Raw genomic sequence first — 23,238 nt, 5'->3', positions numbered from 1 at the left:
CGAAGGGATAGTCAGTAGCCGTTGCGCGGCAGCAGACCGAGCGGATCGACGGCCTTGCCGTTGCGCCGCACTTCGAACTCGAACGTCGAGCGGCCGCTCGCGTCGGTCGCCATCTCCGCGACCGGCTGGCCCGCGCTCACCGCATCGCCTTCGTTGACGAGCAGCTTGTCGTTGTGACCGTACGCAGTGATGAGGCCGTTCTCGTGTTTCAGGATCACGAGCGGGCCATACGCGGCAACGCCCGTTCCCGCATAGACCACGCGGCCGGGCGCGGCCGCGCGCACCGTGCGATCGCCGCCCGTCGCGGTGATCACGATCCCGTGGTTCCTGCCGGCGCCGAACGGCGTCGTCACGGTGCCGCGCGCGGGCCACGCGAGCGCCTGCGCGGCCGCTTCCGGCTGCGCGGCGGAAGGCGGCGGCGCGAGCGTCGTCGTGCTCGGCGGCGGCGCGACGCGCAGCACCTGGCCGGGCGTCACCATGTCGGTCGGCGCCATGTGATTCCAGCTCGCGACGTCCAGCGTGCGCTGCCCGAACGCGGACGCGATGCTCGCGAGCGTATCGCCCGGATTCGCCCGGTAATAGCCGGCGAGCACGCCGGACGACGCGTGCGGCGCCGGCTGATGCGGCACGTGCGTCGGCTGCCACGAGTCGGTCCACGGCGTCAGCGTGCAACCGCCGACGAGCGCGGCGCCCGCCGCGACGAGCGTCGCGCGCACCGTCCGGCCCATGCCGGGCCATTCCACGAACAGAATGCTTCTCAAGCGTACCTCCATCATTTCACTTCACTGCGGCGGCGCGCGCCGCCTTTGCTTGCGCGTCCGCTCGGCCGGGCCAAGCCAAGCCGCGCCTGGCCGGTGGCGCCCGGCGCCGGCTGCGCCTGGCCGCGCCACGTCTGTTCGGGCCGACGCCTCACGGGGAGCCCCGGCCGAACCGTTCCTATCGGACCTCAAACGCTGCCTTCGGTTTCGACGACGAGAATCCGGGCCTCGCCGAGCGGGCACGCGACATGTTCCGTCCCCGCCGACGCGAAGAAGATATCGCCCGCCTCGAGAACGGTCGCATGCTCGCCGACGGCATCGCGATAGCGCATCTCGACCCGGCCGTCGAGCACGACGAACACTTCCTCGCCGTCGTTCACGTGCCACTTGTACGGCTGATCCGTCCAATGCAGGCGGGTCGTGATGCCGCGCATGTTGGCGATGTCGATGGCGCCCCACGCGCGCGATGCGGTGAAGCGCCTGCTGCGGACGATCTTCATGGGCATTCCCGTTGCGTTGCGGCGGCCGGCGCGGCGATCGCGCGGCCCCATGCCGGACGGATAGTAACTCGCCCGACATGGCTGATGTAAATTGCCCGGGACTCGGCCGGTTGGCCAAGCCTGCCCGATATGCGCGCTCGCCCGCTTCCGGCGGACAGCGCGGCGGCGAAATCCGACCGTTCGACGGGCATCCCGAATTCGCCGTGCGCCGTGCGCAGGATGCGGTCGGGCCGCGCCGCCGCGCCTTTCGGCGCCCCAAAAGACTCAGCCCGCGCGCTCCATCGAATGGAACGCGCGGGCTGAGTGGACTGCTGCTATGCGCCGGCCTGGATTCGCCGCGGCCGCGTTCGAATGCGACGCGCGACGGACGGCCGTGCCGCTCAACGACCCTTGTAGACCGGTGCGCCGTCGGCGATGCGCTTCATCTTGTTGGGCGTGCCGGATTCGGCGGCGGCAGCCGGTTGCGCACCGTAGCCGCTCGTGTCGGCCTGCGCGGCGACGTTCTGCTGACCGTGGATCCGGGCTTCGGCCGCCTGGATTTCCTCGGGGTAGTTCACGCGGTCGGCGGCGGGGTTGTAGCCGGCTTGCTCCAGTTGGATGAGTTCGGCCTTGACTTGCGCGCGGGTCACCGGGCCGTTCGATTGTTGAGCGAACGAAACGGCCGGGACGGCGAGCGCGGCGGCGACTGCGACAGTAGCGATAAGCGATTTCATGATCAAACCTCCGTGACTTTTTTTGCTTCGCCGCAAGCACCATGCGAGCAGCGATTAATCACAGTCTAGTCACCAAGGCACCTAGGGAAAACCATGGATCAACGAAAACACTGTTTCGCGACCGATAACAATCGCCACCTCCCCCTAGAAAAACCCTACTAATAGCATAGATGATTGCAACAATTACCGATCGTGCGTGTCACTCGGTCCAGTTCGCGTGGAAGCTGCCCGGCTTGTCCGTGCGCTCGAACGTATGCGCGCCGAAAAAGTCGCGTTGCGCCTGCACAAGGTTTGCCGGCACGCGCGCCGACCGGTAGCTGTCGAAGTACGCGATCGCCGACGCGAACGCCGGCACCGGCACGCCCGCGTTCACCGCCGCGACCACGACGTCGCGCAGCGAGGACTGATAGTTCGCGGCGATGTCCTGGAAGTACGGATCGAGCAGCAGATTCGCGAGCGCCGCATTCTTCGCGTACGCATCGGTGATTTTCTGCAGGAAACGCGCGCGGATAATGCAGCCCGCACGGAAAATCTTCGCGATCGTGCCGAGATCGAGGTGCCAGCCGTATTCCTTCGACGCCGTGTCGAGCTGCGCGAAGCCCTGCGCGTACGAGATCACCTTCGACAGGTACAGCGCGCGCCGCACCGACTCGACGAATGCGGCGCGATCGCCTTCGAGCGGCGCGGGCGCCGGCCCGGTCAGCACCTTGCTCGCCGCGACGCGCTGATCCTTCAGCGACGACAGCACGCGCGCGAACACCGATTCGGTGATGAGCGGCAGCGGCACGCCGAGATCGAGCGCGTTCTGGCTCGTCCACTTGCCCGTGCCTTTCTGCGCGGCGCGGTCGAGAATCACGTCGACGAGGTGCTTACCGGTTTCGTCGTCCTTCTTGCCGAAGATCTTCGCGGTGATCTCGATCAGGTAGCTGTCGAGTTCGCCCTGGTTCCATTCGGTGTAGACCGCGCCGAGCTCGTCGTTCGTCAGGCCCGCGACCTGCTTGAGCACCGCGTAGCTCTCGGCGATCAACTGCATGTCGCCGTACTCGATTCCGTTGTGGACCATCTTCACATAGTGGCCCGCGCCGTCCGGGCCCATGTAGGCGACACACGGCTCGCCGTCGGCGGGCGCCTTCGCGGCGATCTGCTTGAGGATCGGCTCGACGAGATCGTACGCGTCGCGCTGGCCGCCCGGCATGATCGACGGACCGCGCAGCGCGCCCTCCTCGCCGCCCGACACGCCCGTGCCGATGAAGTGCAGCCCCGCCTGCGCGAGTTCCTGGTTGCGGCGGATCGTATCGGTGAAGTGCGTGTTGCCGCCGTCGATCAGCACGTCGCCCTTGTCGAGCAGCGGCTTGAGCGCCGCGATCGTCGCATCGGTCGCTTCGCCCGCCTTCACCATCAGGAGGATGCGGCGCGGCGTCTCGAGCGACGCGACGAACGCCTCGAGCGTATGAGCCGGCACGAGCTTGCGATCGGGAAATTCGGCGATCAGTTCGTCGGTCTTCTCGCGGCTGCGGTTGTAGACCGACACCGCGTAGCCACGGCTTTCGATATTCAAGGCGAGATTGCGCCCCATCACCGCGAGACCGACCACACCGATTGCTTGTTTGCCCATTGTTCAATTCTCCGAAAAAACAGGGCGCGACCCACCGGGGTCGCGCGCATAGGCGCAAGGATAAGGGAAACCGCGCGAGCGCGCCGCGAATGGAACGCGGCCGGGAGTGGCTTGGAAGCGGTCGTTTGGCCGCGCGGCGGCGGTTGGACGCCGATTCGGCGTCGGTTCGGCGCGGCGGCCTCGCATATGGATTCGGTAACGGGGGCGCGCCGATACGGCAATGTTGCCGCGTTGATTCGGGGTACTTCCGACGTCTGCATGCAAGCCCCGCCAGCTTGCGTAGCGCGCGACGGGCGGCGGGAACGCCACGGCATTCGTCCTGCGCCCGCGCACCCCGTCCGCACGCGAGCGCGCCCGCCCCGCTCACGCCGATGCGCGCTTCCGAAACACGACGCTCAGATTGTTCGCCGGCATCTCGACGACCTCGTCGAGCGCGAGGCCCGCCGCGCGCCCGAGCTCGACCACCGTTTCCAGATCGCGCACGCCCCACGCCGGATCGCGGCTGCGCAACTGCGCGTCGAACTGCGCGTTCGACTCGGCCGTGTGCGCGCCGCCGCGGCGATACGGTCCGTACAGATACAGCACGCCGCCGTCGGGCAGCACGCGCGCCGCGCCGTCGAAGAGCGCGCATGCGGCCTCCCACGGCGCGATGTGGATCATGTTGATGCAGACGATCGCATCGGCGGCGGCAAGCGGCCAAGGCTTGACGCAGACATCCAGCGCGAGCGGCGCGCACAGGCTCGGCGGCGCGGCATCGGCCGCCCACGCGGCGATCGACGCGCGCGCCGCGGCTTCCGCGTCGGTCGGCTGCCAGACGAGATCGGGCAGCGCAGCCGCGAAGTGAATCGCATGCTGGCCGGTGCCGCTCGCGATCTCGAGCACGGTGCCGCGCGTCGGCAGCACGCGCTTCAGCACGTCGAGAATCGGCTCGCGATTGCGTTCGGTGGCGGGCGCCCATCGGCGCGAGGAAGAATCGATCGGCATGACGAAGCGAGTCGGTATGGGTGCGTCAAATGTGAAGCGGTCCCCGCGCATCATGCGCGTGCGCGCCGCTTGCCGCGAGCCCGAAACGCGCGGCGAGCGCGGCGAGCACCTGTCCGCACGACGCTTCGACCTTCAACGCCAGCAGCGGATCGGCGCGCGTGTGCCCGAGATTGATCGCGGCGATCGGCTTGCGCTGGTCGTTCGCCCACACGCAGAACCGATAGCCGGAATACACCATCAGCGATGAGCCGACGACGAGCATCGCGTCGGCCTCGTCGAGCGAACGCGCGGCGGCCGCGACGCGCTCGCGCGGCACGTTCTCGCCGAAGAACACGACAGCGGGCTTCAGCAGGCCGCCGCATGCGGGGCACGCGGGCACGCGAAACGTGTCGAGCGCACGCCATTCGAGATGCGCGTCGCCGTCGGCGGCGGGCTCCGCCTGCGCGCCGAGCAGCGCGGGGTTGTCCGCTTCGAGGATTTGCTGGATCGCCGCGCGTGCATGATGCGCGCCGCAATCGAGACAGGTGACACCGTCGATGCCGCCGTGCAGCTCGATGACGTCGGCGCTGCCCGCACGCTGATGCAGCCCGTCGACGTTCTGCGTGACGAGCCGCGCGACACGCCCCGCCGCGCCGAGCCGAGCGAGCGCGTGATGCGACGCATTCGGCCGCGCGCGCCCGACCACCGGCCAGCCGAGCATGCTGCGCGCCCAATAGCGGCGGCGTGCGTGATCGGAATCGAGAAATTCGCGCAGCTGGATCGGCTGCGAGCGCATCCATGCGCCGTTGCGGTCGCGATAGCCGGGAATGCCGGAATCGGTGCTGATGCCCGCGCCCGTCAGCACGAACAGACGCGGATGGCGCTCGACGAACGCATGCAGCGCGTCGAGCGCCTCCGGATCGGCTGACGGAACGGCATCGGAAGGCGAAAGCGCCTGCGGCGAAACGGCGGAATCGGTCATGACAATGAGGGCTCGTCCGGCAGGATCAGCCGCTCGGGGATGTGCGCGGCTTGCCTGCGTGCCGTCACATAATACAGAACGCCGGGCACGACGAGGCCGATGATCCACGAGATATCGGTGCCGCCGAGCTTCGCGACGAGCGGCCCGGTGTAGAACTCGGTCGCGATGAACGGCATCTGCACGAGCACGCCGATCGCGTAGACCGACACGCCCGAGACGTTCCAGCGTCCGTAGCGGCCGTCGGGATCGTAGAGCGCGGGCACGTCGTAGCGCTCCTTCGTCACGCAATAGAAGTCGACCAGATTGATCGCGCTCCACGGCGTGAAGAACGCGAGCAGGAACAGGATGAACGCGGAGAAATCCTTCAGGAACGCGTGGCGGCCGACGAGCGCGAACCATGCGACCGCGGCGACCATCGCGAGCACGTACGCCATCCGCGCGCGCTGCGAGATCTGCGTGCGGCCCGAGAAACCAGTGACGATCGTTGCAACCGACATCACGCTGCCGTATGCGTTGAGCGTCGTGATCGTCAGCTTGCCGAACGCGATCGCGAAATAGAGCAGCGCTGCCGCCGCACCGCCCGCGCCGAGGCTCACGATGAACTGCACTTCGTGACCGGCGAACTGCTTGCCCGCGAGCGCCGCCGCGAACACGCCGAACACCATCGACGCCTGCGCGCCGAGCACCGAGCCGAGGCCGATCGCCCAGAACGTGCGGCGCGCGGACGTCGCGCGCGGCAGATAGCGCGAATAGTCGGCGACGTAGGGCCCGTACGCGATCTGCCACGACGCGGACAGCGACATCGCGAGCAGAAAGCTCGACAGCGAGAAATGCCGGATCGCGAGCAGCGCGCCGATGTCGTGCCCGGACAGGAGCCGCGCGAACAGGTAGACGAACGCGATCACGCCGACGACGCTCGACACGCGGCCGAGCGCGTGGATCGTCCGGTAGCCGAACACCGCGAGCGCGACGACGACCGCGATGAACGCGAAGATGCCGACCGTGTCGGCGACGCCGAACAGTTGCGCGAGCGCCTGCCCGGCGAGCACGGTGCCGCTCGCGGAGAAGCCGATGTACATCAGGCAGACGAGCGCGAGCGGAATCACCGCGCCATAGATGCCGAACTGCACGCGGCTCGAGATCATCTGCGGCAGGCCGAGCTGCGGCCCCTGCGCGCCGTGCAACGCCATCACCGCGCCGCCGAGCAGCTGGCCGAGCGCGAGCCCGACGAGCGACCAGAACACATCGCCGCCCAGCACGACGGCGAGCGCGCCGGTGACGATCGCCGTCACCTGCAGGTTCGCGCCGAGCCATAGCGTGAACTGGCTCGACAGCTTGCCGTGGCGTTCGTGGTCGGGGATGTAATCGATGGTGCGGCGCTCGCGCAGCGGGCGGCGTTGGACGTCGGTGGCGTTCGGCATGGCGGCGGGTCCGGGAAAAGTCTGAGGTTCGGAGTGCCCACCCTAACCGCCCAAAATTGTATAGACAACTCTTTCGCGTACTCGGGTTTGTACGGAGACGGGGGATGGAATGAAACCCCGCGCAATATTCCCTCCCTCACCACGCGACAAATCCTGGAACGAAGGACTTGCAAGCGTCGCAACAGAATTGCGGTCCGTCTGGCCGATGCGGACCGCCGATACTGCGCCCGAAGAAACGCCCCCCCGGTCGACGAACGCGACCGCATACGCCGCATCGCACCGCAACCCGCGTCATTCGAGGCATCCGAAGTCGGCCCGAAGCGGCCGCCGTACCGCGCGCCAACCGGCTTCGTCCCACCCACCCTATCTGTATCCTACCGCCGACTGCCCACGCCGCTCCGCAACGCATCCGATCACCGCGCCGCTTGATCGGTTGGCCCAGCGCCGGCGACTTGATCGGTCGCCTCGGCTTGCGCGCCCGGAGCGGCCGGGTCAGGCGCTTCCGAAGGCGCGCCCGACTCGCCCGCCCGGCCCTGGTCGCCACTCGCCCCCTCTTTCTCCTTTTCCTCCTGAAGCTTCGCCTTGACCTCCTTGCGGATCGCCTCCTCGTCCGGCTCGCCCGGCCACGCGAGCGACGCCGGGAAGCCCTGCGCTTCCACCACGCGCGAGCTTCATCTCGTACCGCGCCCACGCGTCGAAGAACGCACGCTCGAACGCATCGAGCTGCCCCGACGCGAGCGCGTCGGCCTTGCCGAGATTCTCCGCGCGCGCCTTCTCCATCCGCGACAGGAACGCGTTCGTCATACAAGCCGTCGCAGCGCGACCGCCGGATCTTCGACGAGTTTCGCGGCGACAATCACGGCGAACTCGCGCGCAAGTACGGCGTGTCGATCCAGTGGATCTACAAGATCATCAAGGCGGTCGGGCGGGAGGAGGCGGCTGCGCGGCAGAAGCAGCTGTTTTCGGGATAGCGGATGGGGCCGGCGGGGGCGATGGCGCCGATCAGGGGGCACTCAGGATGCATGTCGGAGGCCATTGCAATCGGTGCAAGGTATTTATTTGCCGCTTCGTGGTGTGCGGCGTTGGGGTTGGCGGTCGGAGCAGTTAACTCGCGGGTTTGGGTGGGGTTGTTTCGCGGATTCTCAGCCTCGCTCCACATTCCTTAATCGCCCTTCGCAACAGTCCGTCCTTATGCGGGTCCCAAAGCGGACTACACAACTCCTGCCTTACGATGTATGTCCGCATGCGCATTGCGCCAGCCAATCCTCGACGCGCCGCTGAGCCTCGATGTAAATCGACCGCCTTATCAACAATGCCGGCCAGCTGACGGATGCTTCGCTCGGCGCGCCAGTTCCCATCGAAACTATTCGAGTCGGAGAGCCGCGTTCGTTGGCCCGGTCCGACGAGGTATTGCTCGTCGGTGACCGGCTCCAGCCATTCGACGTTCTTTCCGCCCAGTGCTTCCAGAATCGCGATGCGCGTCATGGCGATCGTGGGCGATGCGTCGTGCCAATGCCTATGGCCTGGTAAACACCAGATAACGTCGCCAGCCCGACTCTCAACGATGGGCTTACCCTCGCATTGCGTCCAACCGCAGCCCGCGGCTACGAGAAGCGTCTGTCCGCCGATATACCGACGGCGGCGACGTTGCATGGCTATCGGCCCGACACGGCCTGAGGGCGACTTCAGGACAGTTTGGCCAGCAGCTTGATGAAGTTGCGCTTGGCGCGATACGCCGCCCGAATCTCCTCCAGTTCGCTGGCGAACTCCGCCCGTTCATCCAGCCTCGCCCGCAGCATGCCGACGGCCCGCACGATTTCAAACGCCTCCTCATATCGAGCGTTGCGCGTACCGCCCTCGACAGCGACCGGCAGCAGCCTGTGATAGAGGGCGATGGCGTCGTGCGGATGGGTCTTGCCACGGACCGCCGCCATTTTCGGCCACAACTGCGTTGCGACCGGACCGCCGGTAAACGTTTCCCATGCGGTATCGTTGTCCTTTCCTGCAAGAAAAATCCTGACCAGTTCGGTCCGCGTCGACGGCTGCCAGACACTGCGCTTCGACTTTGCGACTGCCTCCTCTTCCCTGACCAGTGCCCAGAGGTGCGTGAGAGCGCGCTCCCGTGTCTCGTCATGCCTGCCGGTGGCCGTAGCAACCTTCATCAAGGCGGGAAACGCCTCGGCTGTCGGGTGAATTTCAAAGCGGCGCCACGCGAATGCATCGGCCTTGTCGAATTCATTGCGACACAGATACGCGTCGATGCAGAAGTCGAGCAGACGCTGGTCAAAGCTCTCGCCGGACTCTTCGATGCCGCGCTCGGCCCACGCGAGCCCTTCGTCCGGGCGACCGTGCTTCACGCAAAGCTCCGCGACCAGCAGAAATCGGTACGGACTCGACAGGTTCTTCGAGCGAATGCGAATCAACGCATCAACGTCTCCGTCGAGTTCGGCCAGCGCCCCCATCGCGTGTTCGAGCTGCATGCGCGGCGAGTCGTATGACCGTCGATGTTCTTTGCCCGGCGCGAGCGCGGGCAACCCCTCCCAAGCCTCGTTGACGAGTTCGCGATAGCGGCGCAACCCGTTCTTGCCCAGCGGCTCCGCATACGCCGGCAAGACGTTGTAGAAAGTGTCCCAGTTGCCTTCTGTCTGGAAGCGGAAGAGCCGCTCCGCAAGCTTCACCGGATCGGGTCCGGTCAACTTGCAGGCATCGAGGTGCACAGACGCCAGTTCGAAAATCGCCGGCATCACGTCGCCACCGGAGTCGTCAATCTGTTCGAGGCTCTTTTCGGCGCCCGCAATCGCCAGCTCGGACAGCTCGACCACCTGTGCGGCGTGAGGTCCGGAAAGCCTCTGGCGCAGCATGTCGGCCAGCGACATCAGACCATCGCCGTATGCGCCAGCCTCCCGCCAGTCCAGTGGCCGGGAAATGCGTGTCGCCTGCCTGACGGCGGCCTTCATGCCGGGCAAATCGGATGCCCCCGCGGCACGCGCGGCGAACAGCAATTTGTCGCGCAACGCCAGGTCGCGCTCGATGGCTTCGAGCAACCATTCCTGAAGCGCGTCCTTGTCGAGCGTCGCTACGTATTCGCGAATCACTTCCTCGTAGGTCTTCCTCTTCTTGCGCGGTTTCTCGGGAGCCGCTTCTTCTGCATGGAACACCTCTTCACCGGAATTCTCGAGCCAGGAGAGCGCGACAGCGACGGCGTGCTTGCAGAAAACGCCATCGTCCCCTACCGGACAGTTGCAGTCGTACGCGAGTTCGCCATCGTCATCGACGGCGAGTTCAACCCGGTAACGATGCGTGCCGCGTACGCTGGCGCGAACAGCGCCGTCGCGCTCTTCCAGGCGGGAGACGGCGCCATCGTGGAAATAGGCCTTGCCGCGCGCAAAGGTCTTCATGTCGGCCAGCGACTGGACTTCAGCAAGAGTGAGAACCTCGGGGAGCTTTGCAGACTGTGGCATCGGGCGACTGGTGAAAAACAGAGGATGCCGCGACGGGCGGCGCACAGGCACGATGATACCCGGGCAGCCTCATGCAGTCGCCTCACGGCACGGCGATGCGCTCCTTTCAGCGGCCGGATGCGTATTGCATCAATTGCTGCCTTCAGCGCCGTTAGCATCCTCGCCGACGGCAAGACCGTCAAATCCACGAGAGGTCCATAGTCGTATGCCCAGGGAGGTTCTGGACAGCATCCGCAGGGTCATCGACGTGCTTCAGGAGGCAAGGAGGCGCTCGGCGCGAGCTAGACGACGGGACCCGTTCAACAACGCAAAAAGCCGGCCACGGGCCGTAATGCCGTTTAGTTAAGCCACTGAACGGCATTTTTGTTGTCGACGCAAAGGGGTTGTAAACGGGACGCGGCGATGTTAGCTTTCATCGCCATGCCGACCGATGATCTGCGTGCGCTTGTCGAATCAAATCCGCCGCTCGAACTGGAGCGGTTGGGTCAGCATCTTCCATATGAATGGATCGAGCATGCGGTGCAAGCCAGTGGTAGTGCAAGCGTGCGTCGGCGCCGGCTCCCCGCGCAACAGGTCGTGTGGCTGGTGATTGCGCTGGCGCTGTACCGGCACCAGTCGATCAGCGAAGTCGTCGATGAACTGGACCTGGCGCTACCCGCACCCGATACGTCATTCGTCAGTAAGAGCGCTATCGCCCAGGCGAAACAACGCACTGGCGCCTCACCATTGGCGTGGCTGTTTCACGAGTCGGCCCGGAACTGGGTCGGGCAGGACATCGGCAGCTATCCCCAACTGCACGCAGTCACGCTCACCGCCATCGCCACGCGTCTGGTGCGCGATGCCGGCTTCGGTCCTTACGACATCAACGAGATGATCTGGGCGCGTGAGCTTATCCCGCGCGTGCCGGAGAACCCCATTACCGTGTTCGACAAGGGGTTCCTGTCGGCGCAACTGCTGTGCAATCTGGTTGCAGGCGGCCAGAACCGGCATTTCATCATCCCGGCCAGGTCCAATCCGCGCGGGGAGATCTCAAGGCGGCCGACATCGTCTACTGCTACTAACGTCGCTGGCAGATCGAGACCAGCTACCATGAATTGAAGCAGTCGATGCTGGGCATGGAACTGACTCTGCGCAGTCAGACCGTGGTGCGCGTCTACCAGGAGCTCTGGGGCGCACTGATTGCCTACAACCTGATTCGCCTGGAAATGGCCAAAGCAGCACTTGATGCCAGGTGCGCCCCCACCGACCTGAGCTTCCTTCATCCGCGCGCTCCACACCATCCAGTATGAAATGGCATGGGCCGCCGTGACACGTTCATACGGCAAACTTCCCGCGTTGCTCACGCGCCTGCGCGAGCGGCTCAAACAATTGCCCAACGAAAATCGGCCCGGGCGCAGTTGCGCCAGGGCCGTCAAGTCCAGACCGTTTCGCTATACCGTTCGTCACCTCAAAAGGATCCTGAACTGAACGGCATTAGGCCATAGGCCGGCTTTTTACATCTATTCGCATCTGAACGACGCGAATAGACTATTTACCATTATCGCCGATTCCCGATAAAGCAAAATGCATCCCATTGGAAAAATAAAGCATAACCTGTCCGAGTGGCCACTTTATGCTTAACGGCACAATAAAATATTTAAATAGAAGCGAAAACCTTGGTGGGCCCGGTGGGTTTCGAACCCACGACCAATCGATTATGAGTCGACTGCTCTAACCCCTGAGCTACAGGCCCTAAAACCGAACGCAACGCAAAAAAAGACCCGGTAATGCTGGCCGGGTCGGCATTGTAACAACTAAGTAAGGAAATCGCCGCCGGATTTCTGCATCCTGGCGGCGCTCGATCGGAGATGGACGATCAGTTCCCTTCAAGGAACGACTTCAGCTTGTCCGAACGGCTCGGATGACGCAGCTTGCGCAGCGCCTTCGCCTCGATCTGACGGATCCGCTCACGCGTGACGTCGAACTGCTTGCCGACTTCCTCGAGCGTGTGATCGGTGCTCATCTCGATACCGAAGCGCATCCGCAGCACCTTCGCCTCACGCGGCGTCAGCGAATCGAGCACGTCCTTCACGACATCGCGCATGCTCGCATGCAGCGCGGCATCGGCCGGCGCGACCGTGTTGGTGTCCTCGATGAAGTCGCCGAGATGCGAATCGTCGTCGTCGCCGATCGGCGTTTCCATCGAGATCGGCTCCTTCGCGATCTTCATGATCTTGCGGATCTTGTCTTCCGGCATCTCCATCTTCTCGGCGAGCGTTGCCGGATCCGGCTCGAGGCCAGTTTCCTGCAGGATCTGCCGCGAGATGCGGTTCATCTTGTTGATCGTCTCGATCATGTGAACCGGAATCCGGATCGTGCGCGCCTGGTCCGCGATCGAACGCGTGATGGCCTGACGGATCCACCACGTCGCATACGTCGAGAACTTGTAGCCGCGACGGTATTCGAACTTGTCCACCGCCTTCATCAGGCCGATGTTGCCTTCCTGGATCAGGTCGAGGAACTGCAGGCCGCGGTTCGTGTACTTCTTCGCGATCGAGATCACGAGACGCAGGTTCGCCTCGGTCATCTCGCGCTTCGCCTGACGCGCCTTCAGTTCGCCCGCCGCCATCTGGCGGTTGGTTTCCTTCAGATCCTTGAGCGGCAGCACGACGCGTGCCTGCAGGTCGAGCAGACGCTGCTGCTGTTCGCGGATCGCCGGAATGTTGCGCGACAGGATCGCGCTGTACGAATGGCCTTCGGCCGCGATCTTCTCGGCCCAGTCGAGATCGGTTTCGTTGCTCGGGAAGCGCGCGATGAACTCCGAGCGCGGCATGCCGCACTTGTCGACGACGATGTGCAGGATCTGACGCTCGACCTGACGCACTTCGTCGACCTGCGCACGCAGCGTGTCGCACAGTCGCTCGACGGTACGCGCGGTGAAGCGGATCGACATCAGCTCGTTCTGGATCGTCTCCTGCGCCTTCAGGTATGACTTCGACTTGTAGCCTTCCTTCTCGAACGCGCGACGCATCTTGTCGAACCATTCGCTGATCAACGCGAACTTCTCGAGCGACGCGCGCTTCAGCGCTTCGAGCTGGGCCGCGTTGGCGGACGCCTGCGCAGCGCCGTCGTCGTCTTCCGCTTCCTCTTCTTCGTTTTCCTCGGCTTCCTCGTCCTCGTTCTCGATTTCCTCGGCGTCCTTCTCGGAGAAGCCGTCGGCGTCCGCGGCGTTCGGATCGATCAGGCCGTCGACGAGCTCGTCGACGCGGCTCTCCTCGTTCGCGACGCGCTCGGCCATCGCGAGGATGTCGGCGATCGTGGTCGGGCACGCGGAAATCGCCATCACCATGTGGCGCAGACCGTCTTCGATCCGCTTCGCGATCTCGATTTCGCCTTCACGCGTGAGCAGTTCGACCGTGCCCATCTCGCGCATGTACATCCGCACCGGGTCGGTCGTGCGGCCGAATTCGGAATCGACGGTCGACAGCGCGACTTCCGCTTCCTCTTCGACCTCGTCATCGGACGACGCGGCGGGCGCGTTGTCGTTCAACAGCAGCGTCTCGGCGTCGGGCGCCTGCTCGTACACCGCGACGCCCATGTCGTTGAACGTGCCGATGATGCCTTCGAGCGCTTCCGTTTCCGTGAAGTTGTCCGGCAGATGGTCGTTGATTTCGGCATACGTGAGGAAGCCGCGCTCCTTGCCGAGCTTGATCAGCGCGCGCAGCTTCGTACGACGCTCTTCGAGCTCCTCGGCCGTGCCGGGCGTGCTCGTCGCGAACGCTTCCTTCAGCAGCGCCTTTTCCTTGGCGCGGCGATCGCGCGCCTTGGCCTTTTCGCCCTTGCCCGACGCAGCGGTAGGCTGCTGTTCGTCGCTCTGGTTTGCGTCGTCATCGACGGATACTTCGTTCAGCTTTTTCGTCATGGAGTTCGCCGTACCGGCTAAATCGACTCGCGGCTGCTGGACTACAGCCGGTTGAACCGTGGATGCTCGAGTAGCTGCCGTTTCGTCCGGCGCGGCAGCCGCTCCCCTTGCGCTTTTCGCACTCGCCCGCTTCAAAGCCGGCTTGGCCGTCTTCGCTTCGGACCTCACGACGACCCGTGATGCGCTGGCCGTCGGCGCCGGCGCAGCCTTGGCGGTGCCGGCCGCGGCCCTCTTCCTCGCAGGGTGCGCCGCGCGGGCCGAAGACGTCTTTGCGGAAGAAGCTGCAGATTTGGCCGTCGCGACCTTCACGGTCGATTCCGTCGCCTTGCCCGCCGCTTTTTTCCCGCCGGTAGTCTTTGCCATTGCGATTCTCGCCTCTGCTTAGAAAAACAAACCGCTGAAAACCTTATATTATAGCACGTTGAGGCAGCCCCTTCCCCGGCCGGTTCACAGCCCGAGCCTCCGCTTCATGTCTGCCAGGTTCTGATGCAAGTCCTTGATTTCCGCCAATTCCCCGGAAGAGGGCGCCGACCGCTTCGAAAGGCTGTTGAGCCTGTCGCGGCACGCGTCGTAGCGCATCTTGAGCACCGCTGCCTGAAGCTCCTCGCCTGCGATCCGTTCCTGCTCGCGCAGCCCCTCCTGCGCCACGTCGCTTTCCGGATTCTGCTGCATCAAGTCGCGGACATTTTCATCATAGACCAGAATTTCCCGGAAAATTTCGTCGTACGTGGGCGCGTTAGCCGAATTGCGTAGCACATCCGACAAAAGCCGGAATTCCGCCCCGTCGCCGAGCGCGCGCGCATGGCCGATCACCTCGTCGAACAGTTCCCCGTTTCTCGGCAGCGCCCGCAGCGTCGCGAGGCTCTCGTCGTCGAGCGTCGCCGCGATCCGCGGATGCATCACCAAATTGCGCAGCGCGCGCTTCTCGTTGTCCGTCACGCGCCGCCGCTCGCTGCGCGCGGGCGCCTGACGGGCCGGCGCGGCGATCCGCGCGTCCACTTCGACGAGCGCCGCGACTTCGTCGAACGGAATCTGCAGCCGTTCGGCGAACATGTGCATGATCTGCGCGCGCAACGCGTTCGCCGGCAGCGCCTGCAGCATCGGCTTCGCGTCGAACAGCGCCTTCGCGCGCCCCTCCGGCTGGTCGAGCTCCTTGCCCGCCGTCGCCTCGTTCAGCAGGAACTGCGACAGCGGCATCGCCCGCTTCACCTGCTCCGAGAACGCATCCGTCCCGAATTCCCGCACGTAGCTGTCCGGATCGTGCTCCGGCGGCAGGAACAGGAAGCGGATCGTCCGGTTGTCCGCCGCGTGCGGCAGGCATGCCTCGAGCGCGCGCCGCGCGGCGCGCCGGCCGGCCGAGTCGCCGTCGAAGCTGAAGACGACCGTGTCCGTCTGCCGCAGCAGCTTCTGCACGTGAATCGGCGTGCACGCGGTGCCGAGCGTCGCCACCGCGTTCGGAAAGCCGAGCTGCGCGAGCGCGACGACGTCCATATACCCTTCGACGACGAGCGCGTACTTGTGATCGCGGATCGCGAGCCGCGCCTCGAACAACCCGTATAGCTCGCTGCCCTTGTTAAACAAGGGGGTCTCGGGCGAATTCAAATACTTGGGCTCGCCGCCGTCCAGCACCCGGCCGCCGAAGCCGATCACCTGCCCCTTCACGTTGCGGATCGGGAACATGATCCGCTCGCGGAACCGGTCGTAGCGGCGCGCCACGCCGTTCGCATCGGTCTTCTCGCTGACGATCACGAGGCCCGCGTCGACGAGCGAATCGTGGCGGTAGTCGTCGAACGCCGCCTCGAGGTTCTGCCAGCCGTCCGGCGCGTAGCCGAGCCCGAAGCGCAGTGCGATCTCGCCCGTCAGGCCGCGCCGTTTCAGATACTGGATCGCGTTCGGCGCGCCGCGCAACTGCTTGCGGTAATAGTCGCAAGCGGTCTGCATCACGTCCGACAGCGCGGTCGTGACCGCTTTCGACGCGGCGAGCGGCGCATAGCCGTCGCCCGGGCTTCCACCGCCGCCGCGCATCGGTGACGGCTCGTGCGGCACCGTGAGCCCGGCCGATTGCGCGAGCTCCTGTACCGCCTCGGGAAACGTGAGCCCCGCGTGCTCCATCAGGAAGCCGATCGCGGTGCCGTGCGCGCCGCAACCGAAGCAATGGTAGAACTGCTTCGTCGGACTGACCGTGAACGAAGGGCTCTTCTCGTTGTGGAACGGGCACAGCCCCATGAAGTTGGCGCCGCCCTTCTTGAGCTGCACGTACCGGCCGACCACGTCGACGATGTCGACGCGGTTCAGCAAATCCTGCAGGAACGAATGCGGAATCACCGTTGGATCGATCGGAAGACGTGCCGGCCGACACGCGCCGCCGCCGCGGCCGCCGCGGGCCGCTTGACGGGCGGGCGCGCGTCGCGCCGGCCGGGGTTACTTCGAGAGCGCCGCCTTGACGAGCGCGGACACGGCTGTCATGTCGGCCTTGCCGGCGAGCTTGCCCTTCAGCACGCCCATCACCTTGCCCATGTCCTGCGGGCCCGCTGCGCCCGTCTGCGCGACGGCCGCCCGCACTTCGGCCGCCACCTCGGCTTCCGACAGCTGCGCGGGCATGTACGCGGTCAGGACCGCGACTTCCGCCTGCTCCTTGTCGACGAGGTCGGTGCGGCCCGCGGCTTCGAACTGGCTGATCGAATCCTTGCGCTGCTTGATCATCTTGTCGACGACCGCGATGACGCCCGCGTCGTCGAGCGTCACGCGCTCGTCGACCTCGCGCTGCTTGATCGCGGCCAGCAGCAGGCGGATCGTCGCCAGCCGCTCGCTTTCCTTCGCGCGCATCGCGGCCTTCATGTCTTCACTGATCTGGTCTCTGAGACTCATCGTATATCCGGTATGAAAATTCCATGCGACACCGCCCAACGGCGTCAACACAAAAACCCGCTTGAGACGGTTTCTCAAGCGGGTTTGCTCGAATTCGGCATCGACGGGCCGCGCTCGGCGAATCCCATCGGTGCGCCGCCTAGCGAACCACGCGGCGCGGGCAATGCTCAGTAGAGCTTCTTCGGCAGCATCTGGCTGCGGATGCGCTTGTAGTGGCGCTTCACCGCAGCGGCCTTCTTGCGCTTGCGCTCCGCAGTCGGCTTCTCGTAGAACTCTCGCGCGCGCAACTCGGTCAGCAGACCGTTCTTTTCGATCGTGCGCTTGAAGCGGCGCATCGCAACTTCGAAAGGCTCGTTTTCCTTAACGCGGATGATCGTCATGACCCGTCACGTAAAAAAAAGTAAAGGTATTGCGGAGAAAGGTTTTCGAGTATAGCAGACGCTTTGCACAAACGCACTAACCCGTCAAGCGGCGCGTGCAGTCGGCGGCCGCGCGCCCGGCCGCGACGCCCGAAGCCCACGCCCATTGGAAATTGTAGCCGCCGAGCCAGCCCGTCACGTCGACCGCCTCGCCGACGAAGAAGAGGCCAGGCACGCGCTCGCTCATCATCGTCGCCGACGACAGCTCGCGCGTGTCGACCCCGCCCTTCGTCACCTCGGCCTTCCGGTAACCCTCGGTGCCGTTCGGCATGAGCGTCCAGCGCGACAGCGTTTCGCCGATCCGGCGCAGCGTCTTGTCCGGCAGGTCGGCGAGGCGCGCGTCCGCATGCACCCGCTCCGCCTCGAGCCACGCGTGCGCGAGCCGCGCGGGCACCCAATCGGCGAGCAGCGTCCCGATCTGACGTCGCGAGCCCGCCTTCGCGCGGACCAACTCGTCCGCCGCGTCGAGCTGCGGCACGAGATCGACGTGGATCGGCTCTCCCGAGCGCCAATAGCTCGAAATCTGCAGGATTCCGGGCCCGGACAGTCCTCGATGGGTGAGCAGGATATCTTCGACGAACTCACCGCCGACCTTCTTCGCGCCGGTCGACACCCGCGCCTCGAGCGACACGCCCGACAACGCCGCGAACGGCGCCCACGCATCGGCCGCGAAGGTCAGCGGCACGAGCGCCGGCCGCGTGTCGACGAGCTTGTGGCCGAACTGTTTCGCGATGCGGTAGGCAAAATCGGTCGCGCCGATCTTCGGAATCGACAGCCCGCCCGTCGCGACGACGAGCGCCCGCGCGCCGATCGCGCCCGCGCTCGTGTCGAGCGCGAAGCCGTCCGCGTGCACGTGCCGCACCGTGTCGACCGACACCGGCCGCCGCCACGCGACGCCGCCCGCGTCACATTCGCTCTTCAGCACGTCGATGACCGCGTCGCTCGAATGGTCGCAGAAGAGCTGCCCCTTGTGCTTCTCGTGCCACGTGACCCGGTAGTTCTTCAGGAGCCCGAGGAAATCGCGCGGCGTGTAGCGCGCGAGCGCCGAGCGGCAGAAATGCGGATTCGACGACAGGTAGTTGTCCGGCCCCGCGTACAGATTCGTGAAGTTGCAGCGCCCGCCGCCCGAGATGCGGATCTTCTCCGCGAGCCGCGGCGAGTGATCGAGCAGCACGACGCGCCGGCCGAGCTGACCGGCCACCGCGGCCGTCATCATGCCGGCCGCGCCCGCGCCGATCACTGCGATGTCGAAATTTTCCATGGCGCGGATTGTACCTGCGTCGCGCGCCGCGTCGACCGCGCGCCGACGGGCGAAGCCGCCGCGCTGTTATACTTTTCTGTTACGTTGATTTCCGGCCGCGCGCGCCACGACGCGGCCGCCGCACACCACCATGCTCGTTCTCGGCATCGAAAGCTCCTGCGACGAAACCGGCCTCGCGCTCTACGACACCGAGCGCGGCCTCCTCGCGCACGCGCTCCACTCGCAGATCGCGATGCACCGCGAATACGGCGGCGTCGTTCCCGAGCTCGCGTCGCGCGACCACATCCGCCGCGCGCTGCCGCTGCTCGAGGAGGTGCTCTCCGCGAGCGGCGCGCGCCGCGAGGACATCGATGCAATCGCGTTCACGCAAGGTCCGGGCCTCGCGGGCGCGCTGCTCGTCGGCGCAAGCATCGCGAACGCGCTCGCGTTCGCGTGGGACAAGCCGACGATCGGCATCCATCATCTCGAAGGGCACCTGCTGTCGCCGCTCCTCGTCGCCGAGCCGCCGCCGTTCCCGTTCGTCGCGCTGCTCGTGTCGGGCGGCCATACGCAGCTGATGCGCGTCACCGACGTCGGCGTCTACGAGACGCTCGGCGAAACGCTCGACGACGCGGCGGGCGAAGCGTTCGACAAGACCGCGAAGCTGCTCGGCCTCGGCTACCCGGGCGGACCGGAAGTGTCGAAGCTCGCCGAAACCGGCACGCCGGGCGCGATCGTGCTGCCGCGGCCGATGCTCCATTCGGGCGATCTCGACTTCAGCTTCAGCGGGCTGAAGACCGCGGTGCTCACGCAGATGAAGAAGCTCGAAGCGGCGCACGCAAGCGGCGCCGGGTTCGAGCGCGCGAAGGCCGACCTTGCGCGCGGCTTCGTCGACGCGGCCGTCGACGTGCTCGTCGCGAAATCGCTCGCCGCGCTGAAGAAGACGCGGCTCAAGCGGCTCGTCGTCGCGGGCGGTGTCGGCGCGAACCGGCAACTGCGCGAGGCGCTGTCGGCCGCGGCCGCGAAGCGCGGCTTCGACGTCCACTACCCCGACCTCGCGCTCTGCACCGACAACGGCGCGATGATCGCGCTCGCGGGCGCGCTGCGGCTCGCGCGCTGGCCGTCGCAGGCGAGCCGCGACTACGCGTTCACCGTGAAGCCGCGCTGGGATCTGGCGTCGCTCGCGCGCTGAAGCGCAGCGCGCCTTTCGAAGACGCATCCGAAGAAACATCGCCGCGGCGGAGATGACCGCGCCGCGCCGCATCGCGGTCAGCCTTCCGACGACGAGGCCCGGGCAACAAGGCTCGTACCCGCGCGTGCGGATCTCGACCGATACCGCCAACGCCCCGCGCCGCGCCCGCTCGGCACACGCACCGACTACGATCGACGCCGCGCACAGTCGCCGCGCAACAACCGCTCCCGGACCGCAGTCATTCGCTTGCCGTCACCCAAAACGCAAGGGGCCGTTCACGTCGAACGGCCCCTTTCCGCATACGGCGGCAACCGCCGCGCGACGCTTACTCGGCTCGCCGCTTGTCGCGCTCGATCAGCGCATACGCGCTGTGATTGTGGATCGACTCGAAGTTCTCCGCCTCGAGCACGTACGCGACGATCCGCGCGTCGGCGTCGAGCCGTCGCGCGACGTCGCGCACCAGGTCCTCGACGAACTTCGGATTCTCGTATGCGCGCTCCGTGACGAACTTCTCGTCGGGGCGCTTGAGCAGCCCCCACAGCTCGCACGACGCCTCTTCCTCCGCAATCCGGATCAGATCCTCGACCGGCACGTCGGCCGCGAGCTCCGCGTCGATCGTCACATGCGAGCGCTGGTTGTGCGCGCCGTATTGCGAGATCTTCTTCGAGCACGGGCAGAGGCTCGTCACCGGCACGAGCACCTTCGCGAACACGCGCGCGGCGCCGCCGCGCACGTCGCCCGTCAGCGTCACTTCGTAGTCGAGGAGGCTGCGCACGCCCGACACGGGTGCCGTCTTGTTCACGAAGTATGGAAACGACACCTCGATGCGTCCCGCCTGCGCTTCGAGCTTCTCGAGCATCGTCGCCAGCATCGCGCGGAACGCGTCGATCGTCAGCGGCCCGTCGCTTTCCTCGAGCAGCGCGACGAAGCGCGACATGTGCGTGCCCTTCTGATCGGCCGGCAGATGCACGTCGAGATTCCAGGTGCCGACCGTGGCCTGCGTCTCGCCTTCGGCGGTGCGCACGGTCAACGGATGCCGGACGGCCCGCACACCGACGCGCTGGATCGGCATCTGCCGGGTGTCGATCGTGCTCTGCACGTCGGGCATCACGAATTCGGGATTCATCAGGTTCATCTTGTTCGATCCATATAGGGTCACGCGGCACGACATCGCCATATGCCGCATGACCTGCCGGAAATGCAACATGGGCCCGCAGGCCCATGCATTCGGGGGAAAGCCGCCGTGCGCCCGCCGCGCGGCGGCTTACGCGACGCGCTTCGCCGGACTCGCGACGCTCGTCGCGTGGCTCAGGAAGCGTTCGCGAATCGACTTCGCGATGCCGTCGCCGTCGAGACCGCACATCGACAGCAGCTTCGCCGGATCGCCGTGATCGATGAAGCGGTCCGGCAAGCCGAGCTGCAGCACCGGACGGATCACGCCGCTTTCCATCATCGCCTCGACGCATGCGGAGCCCGCGCCGCCCATCACGCAGCCTTCCTCGACGGTGACGAGGTAATCGTGCGTTTGCGCGAGCTCCTGCACGAGCTCGGCATCGATCGGCTTCACGAAGCGCATGTTCGCGACGGTCGCGTCGAGTGCTTCGGCCGCCGCGAGCGACGGCGCAACCATCGTGCCGAACGCGAGAATCGCGACGCGCTTGCCCTCCGGCTGCGACGTGCGGCGACGCACTTCGCCCTTGCCGAGCGGAATCTCGGTGAAGGCCTTGACGGTCGCAACGCCCGTGCCCGCGCCGCGCGGATAACGGACCGCGGTCGGGTTCGGCTGCTGCAGCGCAGTGTGCAGCATCTGGCGGCACTCGTTCTCGTCCGACGCGGCCATCACGGTCATGTTCGGGATGCAGCGCAGGAACGAGAGGTCGTACGCGCCCGCGTGCGTCGCGCCGTCCGCGCCGACGAGACCCGCGCGGTCGATTGCGAACACGACAGGCAGGTTCTGCAGCGCAACGTCGTGAATCAGCTGATCATAGGCGCGCTGCAGGAACGTCGAGTAGATCGCGACGACGGGCTTGAGCCCTTCGGTCGCGAGGCCGCCCGCGAACGTCACCGCGTGCTGCTCGGCGATGCCGACGTCGTAATAGCGCTCCGGGAAGCGCTTCTCGAACTCGACCATGCCCGAACCTTCGCGCATCGCCGGCGTGATGCCGACCACGCGCGAATCGAGCTCGGCCGCATCGCACAGCCACTCGCCGAACACCTGCGTGTAGGTCTTCTTCGCGGGCGTCGTCGACGGCTTGATGCCTTCGGCCGGATTGAACTTGCCCGGGCCGTGGTACAGCACCGGATCGGCCTCGGCGAGCTTGTAGCCCTGGCCCTTCTTCGTCACGACGTGCAGGAACTGCGGCCCGCGCAGCTCCTTGATGTTCTGCAGCGTCGGGATCAGCGAATCGAGATCGTGGCCGTCGATCGGCCCGATGTAGTTGAAGCCGAACTCCTCGAACAGCGTCGCGGGCACGACCATGCCCTTCGCATGCTCCTCGAGCTTGCGCGCGAGCTCGAGCATGGGCGGCGCGACGCTCAGCACGCGCTCGACGCCCGCGCGCGCGGCCGCGTAGAAACGGCCCGACATCAGGCGGGCGAGATGGCGATTCAGCGCGCCGACGGGCGGCGAGATCGACATGTCGTTGTCGTTCAGGATCACGAGGAGCTTCGCATCCTCGGACACGCCCGCGTTGTTCATCGCTTCGAACGCCATGCCGGCCGTCATCGCGCCGTCGCCGATCACCGCGATCGAGAAGCGGTCGTCGCCCTTCAGCTTGCTGCCGATCGCCATCCCGAGCGCGGCCGAGATCGACGTGCTCGAATGCGCGGTGCCGAACGTGTCGTATTCGGACTCCGAGCGGCGCGGGAAGCCGGAGATGCCGTCCAGCTGGCGCAGCGTCTTCATCTCGTCGCGGCGGCCCGTCAGGATCTTGTGCGGATAGGTCTGGTGACCGACGTCCCACACGATCCGGTCGTCCGGCGTGTCGAACACGTAGTGCAGCGCAATCGTCAGCTCGACCGTGCCGAGATTGGACGACAGATGGCCGCCCGTCTTCGACACGCTGTCGAGGACGAACGCGCGCAGCTCGTCGGCGAGCGGCTGCAGTTGGCGACGATCGAGACGGCGCAGATCCGCCGGGTCGTCGATGGTTTTCAGCAAGTCGTACATCGTCGTTCCATTGTAGGAAAACAAACGCGCCCGCAC

Annotated in this window: 19 protein-coding genes, 1 tRNA gene and 3 pseudogenes; 5 read left to right on the top strand and 18 right to left on the bottom strand. The window is 66.0% G+C overall.

Features of this window, described 5'->3' with window-relative positions; all coding sequences use genetic code 11:
* Positions 1–11 precede the first annotated feature (11 nt).
* The 4 genes from BG90_RS23230 to gndA form a co-directional block, all read right to left on the bottom strand.
* Entirely contained in the window at positions 12–761 is a 750-nt protein-coding gene (locus BG90_RS23230) for a peptidoglycan DD-metalloendopeptidase family protein (protein WP_025990336.1), read from the bottom strand.
* 185 nt (positions 762–946) lie between these two features.
* Positions 947–1,258 carry a cupin domain-containing protein gene (locus tag BG90_RS23225; RefSeq protein WP_025990337.1) on the bottom strand — a complete coding sequence of 104 codons (312 nt, stop codon included), beginning with the start codon at positions 1,256–1,258 and terminating at the stop codon, positions 947–949.
* A 380-nt stretch (positions 1,259–1,638) separates the two neighbouring features.
* The gene (locus tag BG90_RS23220) at positions 1,639–1,971 is read right to left on the bottom strand and encodes a DUF4148 domain-containing protein (protein ID WP_010112559.1); all 333 of its coding nucleotides are present in this window, start codon (positions 1,969–1,971) and stop codon (positions 1,639–1,641) included.
* 199 nt (positions 1,972–2,170) lie between these two features.
* A complete protein-coding gene (gndA, locus tag BG90_RS23215) occupies positions 2,171–3,586 on the bottom strand; it encodes an NADP-dependent phosphogluconate dehydrogenase (protein ID WP_010120059.1) in 1,416 nt (471 codons plus the stop codon).
* On the opposite strand from gndA, the pseudogene BG90_RS33700 reads away from it, so the two are divergent.
* Positions 3,575–3,708: pseudogene (locus BG90_RS33700) on the top strand (6-phosphogluconate dehydrogenase); the annotation flags it as partial. The gene gndA and the pseudogene BG90_RS33700 sit on opposite strands and share 12 nt — an antisense overlap.
* Positions 3,709–3,949: 241 nt before the next feature.
* On the opposite strand, the gene BG90_RS23210 reads toward BG90_RS33700, so the two are convergent.
* The 4 genes from BG90_RS23210 to BG90_RS37500 form a co-directional block, all read right to left on the bottom strand.
* The gene (locus BG90_RS23210; protein ID WP_045568549.1) at positions 3,950–4,621 is read right to left on the bottom strand and encodes a DUF938 domain-containing protein; all 672 of its coding nucleotides are present in this window, start codon (positions 4,619–4,621) and stop codon (positions 3,950–3,952) included.
* Positions 4,596–5,531 (bottom strand): NAD-dependent protein deacetylase, encoded by a 936-nt coding sequence (locus tag BG90_RS23205; protein ID WP_010112553.1) that lies wholly within the window; start codon positions 5,529–5,531, stop codon positions 4,596–4,598. Before BG90_RS23205 ends, BG90_RS23210 begins: the two co-directional genes overlap by 26 nt.
* On the bottom strand, positions 5,528–6,952 hold the full coding sequence (locus tag BG90_RS23200; RefSeq protein ID WP_010120063.1) for a purine-cytosine permease family protein: 1,425 nt from the start codon (positions 6,950–6,952) through the stop codon (positions 5,528–5,530). The genes BG90_RS23205 and BG90_RS23200 overlap by 4 nt, the downstream gene beginning before the upstream one ends.
* Positions 6,953–7,365: 413 nt before the next feature.
* Positions 7,366–7,614 (bottom strand): hypothetical protein, encoded by a 249-nt coding sequence (locus BG90_RS37500; protein ID WP_010120065.1) that lies wholly within the window; start codon positions 7,612–7,614, stop codon positions 7,366–7,368.
* Here BG90_RS37500 and BG90_RS37495 point away from each other — a divergent pair.
* Entirely contained in the window at positions 7,522–7,923 is a 402-nt protein-coding gene (locus tag BG90_RS37495) for a Mor transcription activator family protein (RefSeq protein ID WP_234419688.1), read from the top strand. The two genes, BG90_RS37500 and BG90_RS37495, sit on opposite strands and share 93 nt — an antisense overlap.
* A gap of 418 nt (positions 7,924–8,341) precedes the next feature.
* Here the strand turns inward: BG90_RS37495 and BG90_RS37490 are convergent.
* Together BG90_RS37490 and BG90_RS23185 are read right to left on the bottom strand one after the other, a co-directional pair.
* A pseudogene (locus tag BG90_RS37490) lies at positions 8,342–8,575 on the bottom strand (cupin domain-containing protein); the annotation flags it as partial.
* Positions 8,576–8,637: 62 nt separating this feature from the next.
* Positions 8,638–10,413: an SWIM zinc finger family protein gene (locus BG90_RS23185; RefSeq protein ID WP_010120070.1), complete on the bottom strand. Its 1,776-nt coding sequence runs from the start codon at positions 10,411–10,413 to the stop codon at positions 8,638–8,640.
* A gap of 420 nt (positions 10,414–10,833) precedes the next feature.
* Between BG90_RS23185 and BG90_RS31210 the strand changes: the two are divergent.
* A pseudogene (locus BG90_RS31210) lies at positions 10,834–11,880 on the top strand (transposase domain-containing protein).
* Positions 11,881–12,069: 189 nt separating this feature from the next.
* Here BG90_RS31210 and BG90_RS23175 read toward each other — a convergent pair.
* Positions 12,070–12,145 (bottom strand) — tRNA-Ile (locus BG90_RS23175).
* Positions 12,146–12,268: 123 nt separating this feature from the next.
* On the bottom strand, positions 12,269–14,314 hold the full coding sequence (gene rpoD, locus BG90_RS23170; protein WP_010110053.1) for an RNA polymerase sigma factor RpoD: 2,046 nt from the start codon (positions 14,312–14,314) through the stop codon (positions 12,269–12,271).
* A 142-nt stretch (positions 14,315–14,456) separates the two neighbouring features.
* On the opposite strand from rpoD, the gene BG90_RS37485 reads away from it, so the two are divergent.
* A complete protein-coding gene (locus BG90_RS37485) occupies positions 14,457–14,699 on the top strand; it encodes a hypothetical protein (RefSeq protein WP_010120076.1) in 243 nt (80 codons plus the stop codon).
* Positions 14,700–14,761: 62 nt separating this feature from the next.
* Here BG90_RS37485 and dnaG read toward each other — a convergent pair whose 3' ends face one another.
* The 4 genes from dnaG to BG90_RS23145 all read right to left on the bottom strand — a co-directional run bounded on the left by dnaG (position 14,762) and on the right by BG90_RS23145 (position 18,871).
* Positions 14,762–16,639 carry a DNA primase gene (gene dnaG, locus BG90_RS23160; protein WP_010120079.1) on the bottom strand — a complete coding sequence of 626 codons (1,878 nt, stop codon included), beginning with the start codon at positions 16,637–16,639 and terminating at the stop codon, positions 14,762–14,764.
* 96 nt (positions 16,640–16,735) lie between these two features.
* Positions 16,736–17,182, bottom strand: coding sequence for a GatB/YqeY domain-containing protein (locus BG90_RS23155; RefSeq protein ID WP_010110060.1), 447 nt, complete (start codon positions 17,180–17,182; stop codon positions 16,736–16,738).
* Positions 17,183–17,349: 167 nt separating this feature from the next.
* Positions 17,350–17,562 carry a 30S ribosomal protein S21 gene (rpsU, locus tag BG90_RS23150; protein WP_004190342.1) on the bottom strand — a complete coding sequence of 71 codons (213 nt, stop codon included), beginning with the start codon at positions 17,560–17,562 and terminating at the stop codon, positions 17,350–17,352.
* Positions 17,563–17,638: 76 nt separating this feature from the next.
* On the bottom strand, positions 17,639–18,871 hold the full coding sequence (locus tag BG90_RS23145) for a BaiN/RdsA family NAD(P)/FAD-dependent oxidoreductase (protein ID WP_257791828.1): 1,233 nt from the start codon (positions 18,869–18,871) through the stop codon (positions 17,639–17,641).
* A 121-nt stretch (positions 18,872–18,992) separates the two neighbouring features.
* On the opposite strand from BG90_RS23145, the gene tsaD reads away from it, so the two are divergent.
* The gene (tsaD, locus tag BG90_RS23140) at positions 18,993–20,033 is read left to right on the top strand and encodes a tRNA (adenosine(37)-N6)-threonylcarbamoyltransferase complex transferase subunit TsaD (protein WP_010110103.1); all 1,041 of its coding nucleotides are present in this window, start codon (positions 18,993–18,995) and stop codon (positions 20,031–20,033) included.
* 325 nt (positions 20,034–20,358) lie between these two features.
* Here the strand turns inward: tsaD and folE2 are convergent, their stop codons facing one another.
* Positions 20,359–21,168 carry a GTP cyclohydrolase FolE2 gene (folE2, locus tag BG90_RS23135; RefSeq protein ID WP_010110105.1) on the bottom strand — a complete coding sequence of 270 codons (810 nt, stop codon included), beginning with the start codon at positions 21,166–21,168 and terminating at the stop codon, positions 20,359–20,361.
* A gap of 129 nt (positions 21,169–21,297) precedes the next feature.
* A complete protein-coding gene (gene dxs / locus BG90_RS23130; RefSeq protein WP_010110106.1) occupies positions 21,298–23,202 on the bottom strand; it encodes a 1-deoxy-D-xylulose-5-phosphate synthase in 1,905 nt (634 codons plus the stop codon).
* Positions 23,203–23,238 lie beyond the last annotated feature (36 nt).

The sequence above is a fragment of the Burkholderia oklahomensis C6786 genome (genome assembly GCF_000959365.1).
GTDB lineage: Bacteria > Pseudomonadota > Gammaproteobacteria > Burkholderiales > Burkholderiaceae > Burkholderia > Burkholderia oklahomensis.
The sequence above is the reverse complement of the archived record's forward strand: the minus strand, read 5'-3'. Positions and strand labels throughout refer to the sequence as shown.

Coding starts and splice junctions, on each gene's coding strand:
- gndA (WP_010120059.1), bottom strand. CDS start 3,586: ATGGGCAAACAAGCAATCGGTGTGGTCGGTCTCGCGGTGATGGGGCGC.
- BG90_RS23205 (WP_010112553.1), bottom strand. CDS start 5,531: ATGACCGATTCCGCCGTTTCGCCGCAGGCGCTTTCGCCTTCCGATGCC.
- dxs (WP_010110106.1), bottom strand. CDS start 23,202: ATGTACGACTTGCTGAAAACCATCGACGACCCGGCGGATCTGCGCCGT.
- rpsU (WP_004190342.1), bottom strand. CDS start 17,562: ATGACGATCATCCGCGTTAAGGAAAACGAGCCTTTCGAAGTTGCGATG.
- BG90_RS23225 (WP_025990337.1), bottom strand. CDS start 1,258: ATGAAGATCGTCCGCAGCAGGCGCTTCACCGCATCGCGCGCGTGGGGC.
- BG90_RS23220 (WP_010112559.1), bottom strand. CDS start 1,971: ATGAAATCGCTTATCGCTACTGTCGCAGTCGCCGCCGCGCTCGCCGTC.
- BG90_RS23210 (WP_045568549.1), bottom strand. CDS start 4,621: ATGCGCGGGGACCGCTTCACATTTGACGCACCCATACCGACTCGCTTC.
- BG90_RS23185 (WP_010120070.1), bottom strand. CDS start 10,413: ATGCCACAGTCTGCAAAGCTCCCCGAGGTTCTCACTCTTGCTGAAGTC.
- tsaD (WP_010110103.1), top strand. CDS start 18,993: ATGCTCGTTCTCGGCATCGAAAGCTCCTGCGACGAAACCGGCCTCGCG.
- BG90_RS23200 (WP_010120063.1), bottom strand. CDS start 6,952: ATGCCGAACGCCACCGACGTCCAACGCCGCCCGCTGCGCGAGCGCCGC.
- folE2 (WP_010110105.1), bottom strand. CDS start 21,168: ATGAACCTGATGAATCCCGAATTCGTGATGCCCGACGTGCAGAGCACG.
- rpoD (WP_010110053.1), bottom strand. CDS start 14,314: ATGACGAAAAAGCTGAACGAAGTATCCGTCGATGACGACGCAAACCAG.
- BG90_RS23155 (WP_010110060.1), bottom strand. CDS start 17,182: ATGAGTCTCAGAGACCAGATCAGTGAAGACATGAAGGCCGCGATGCGC.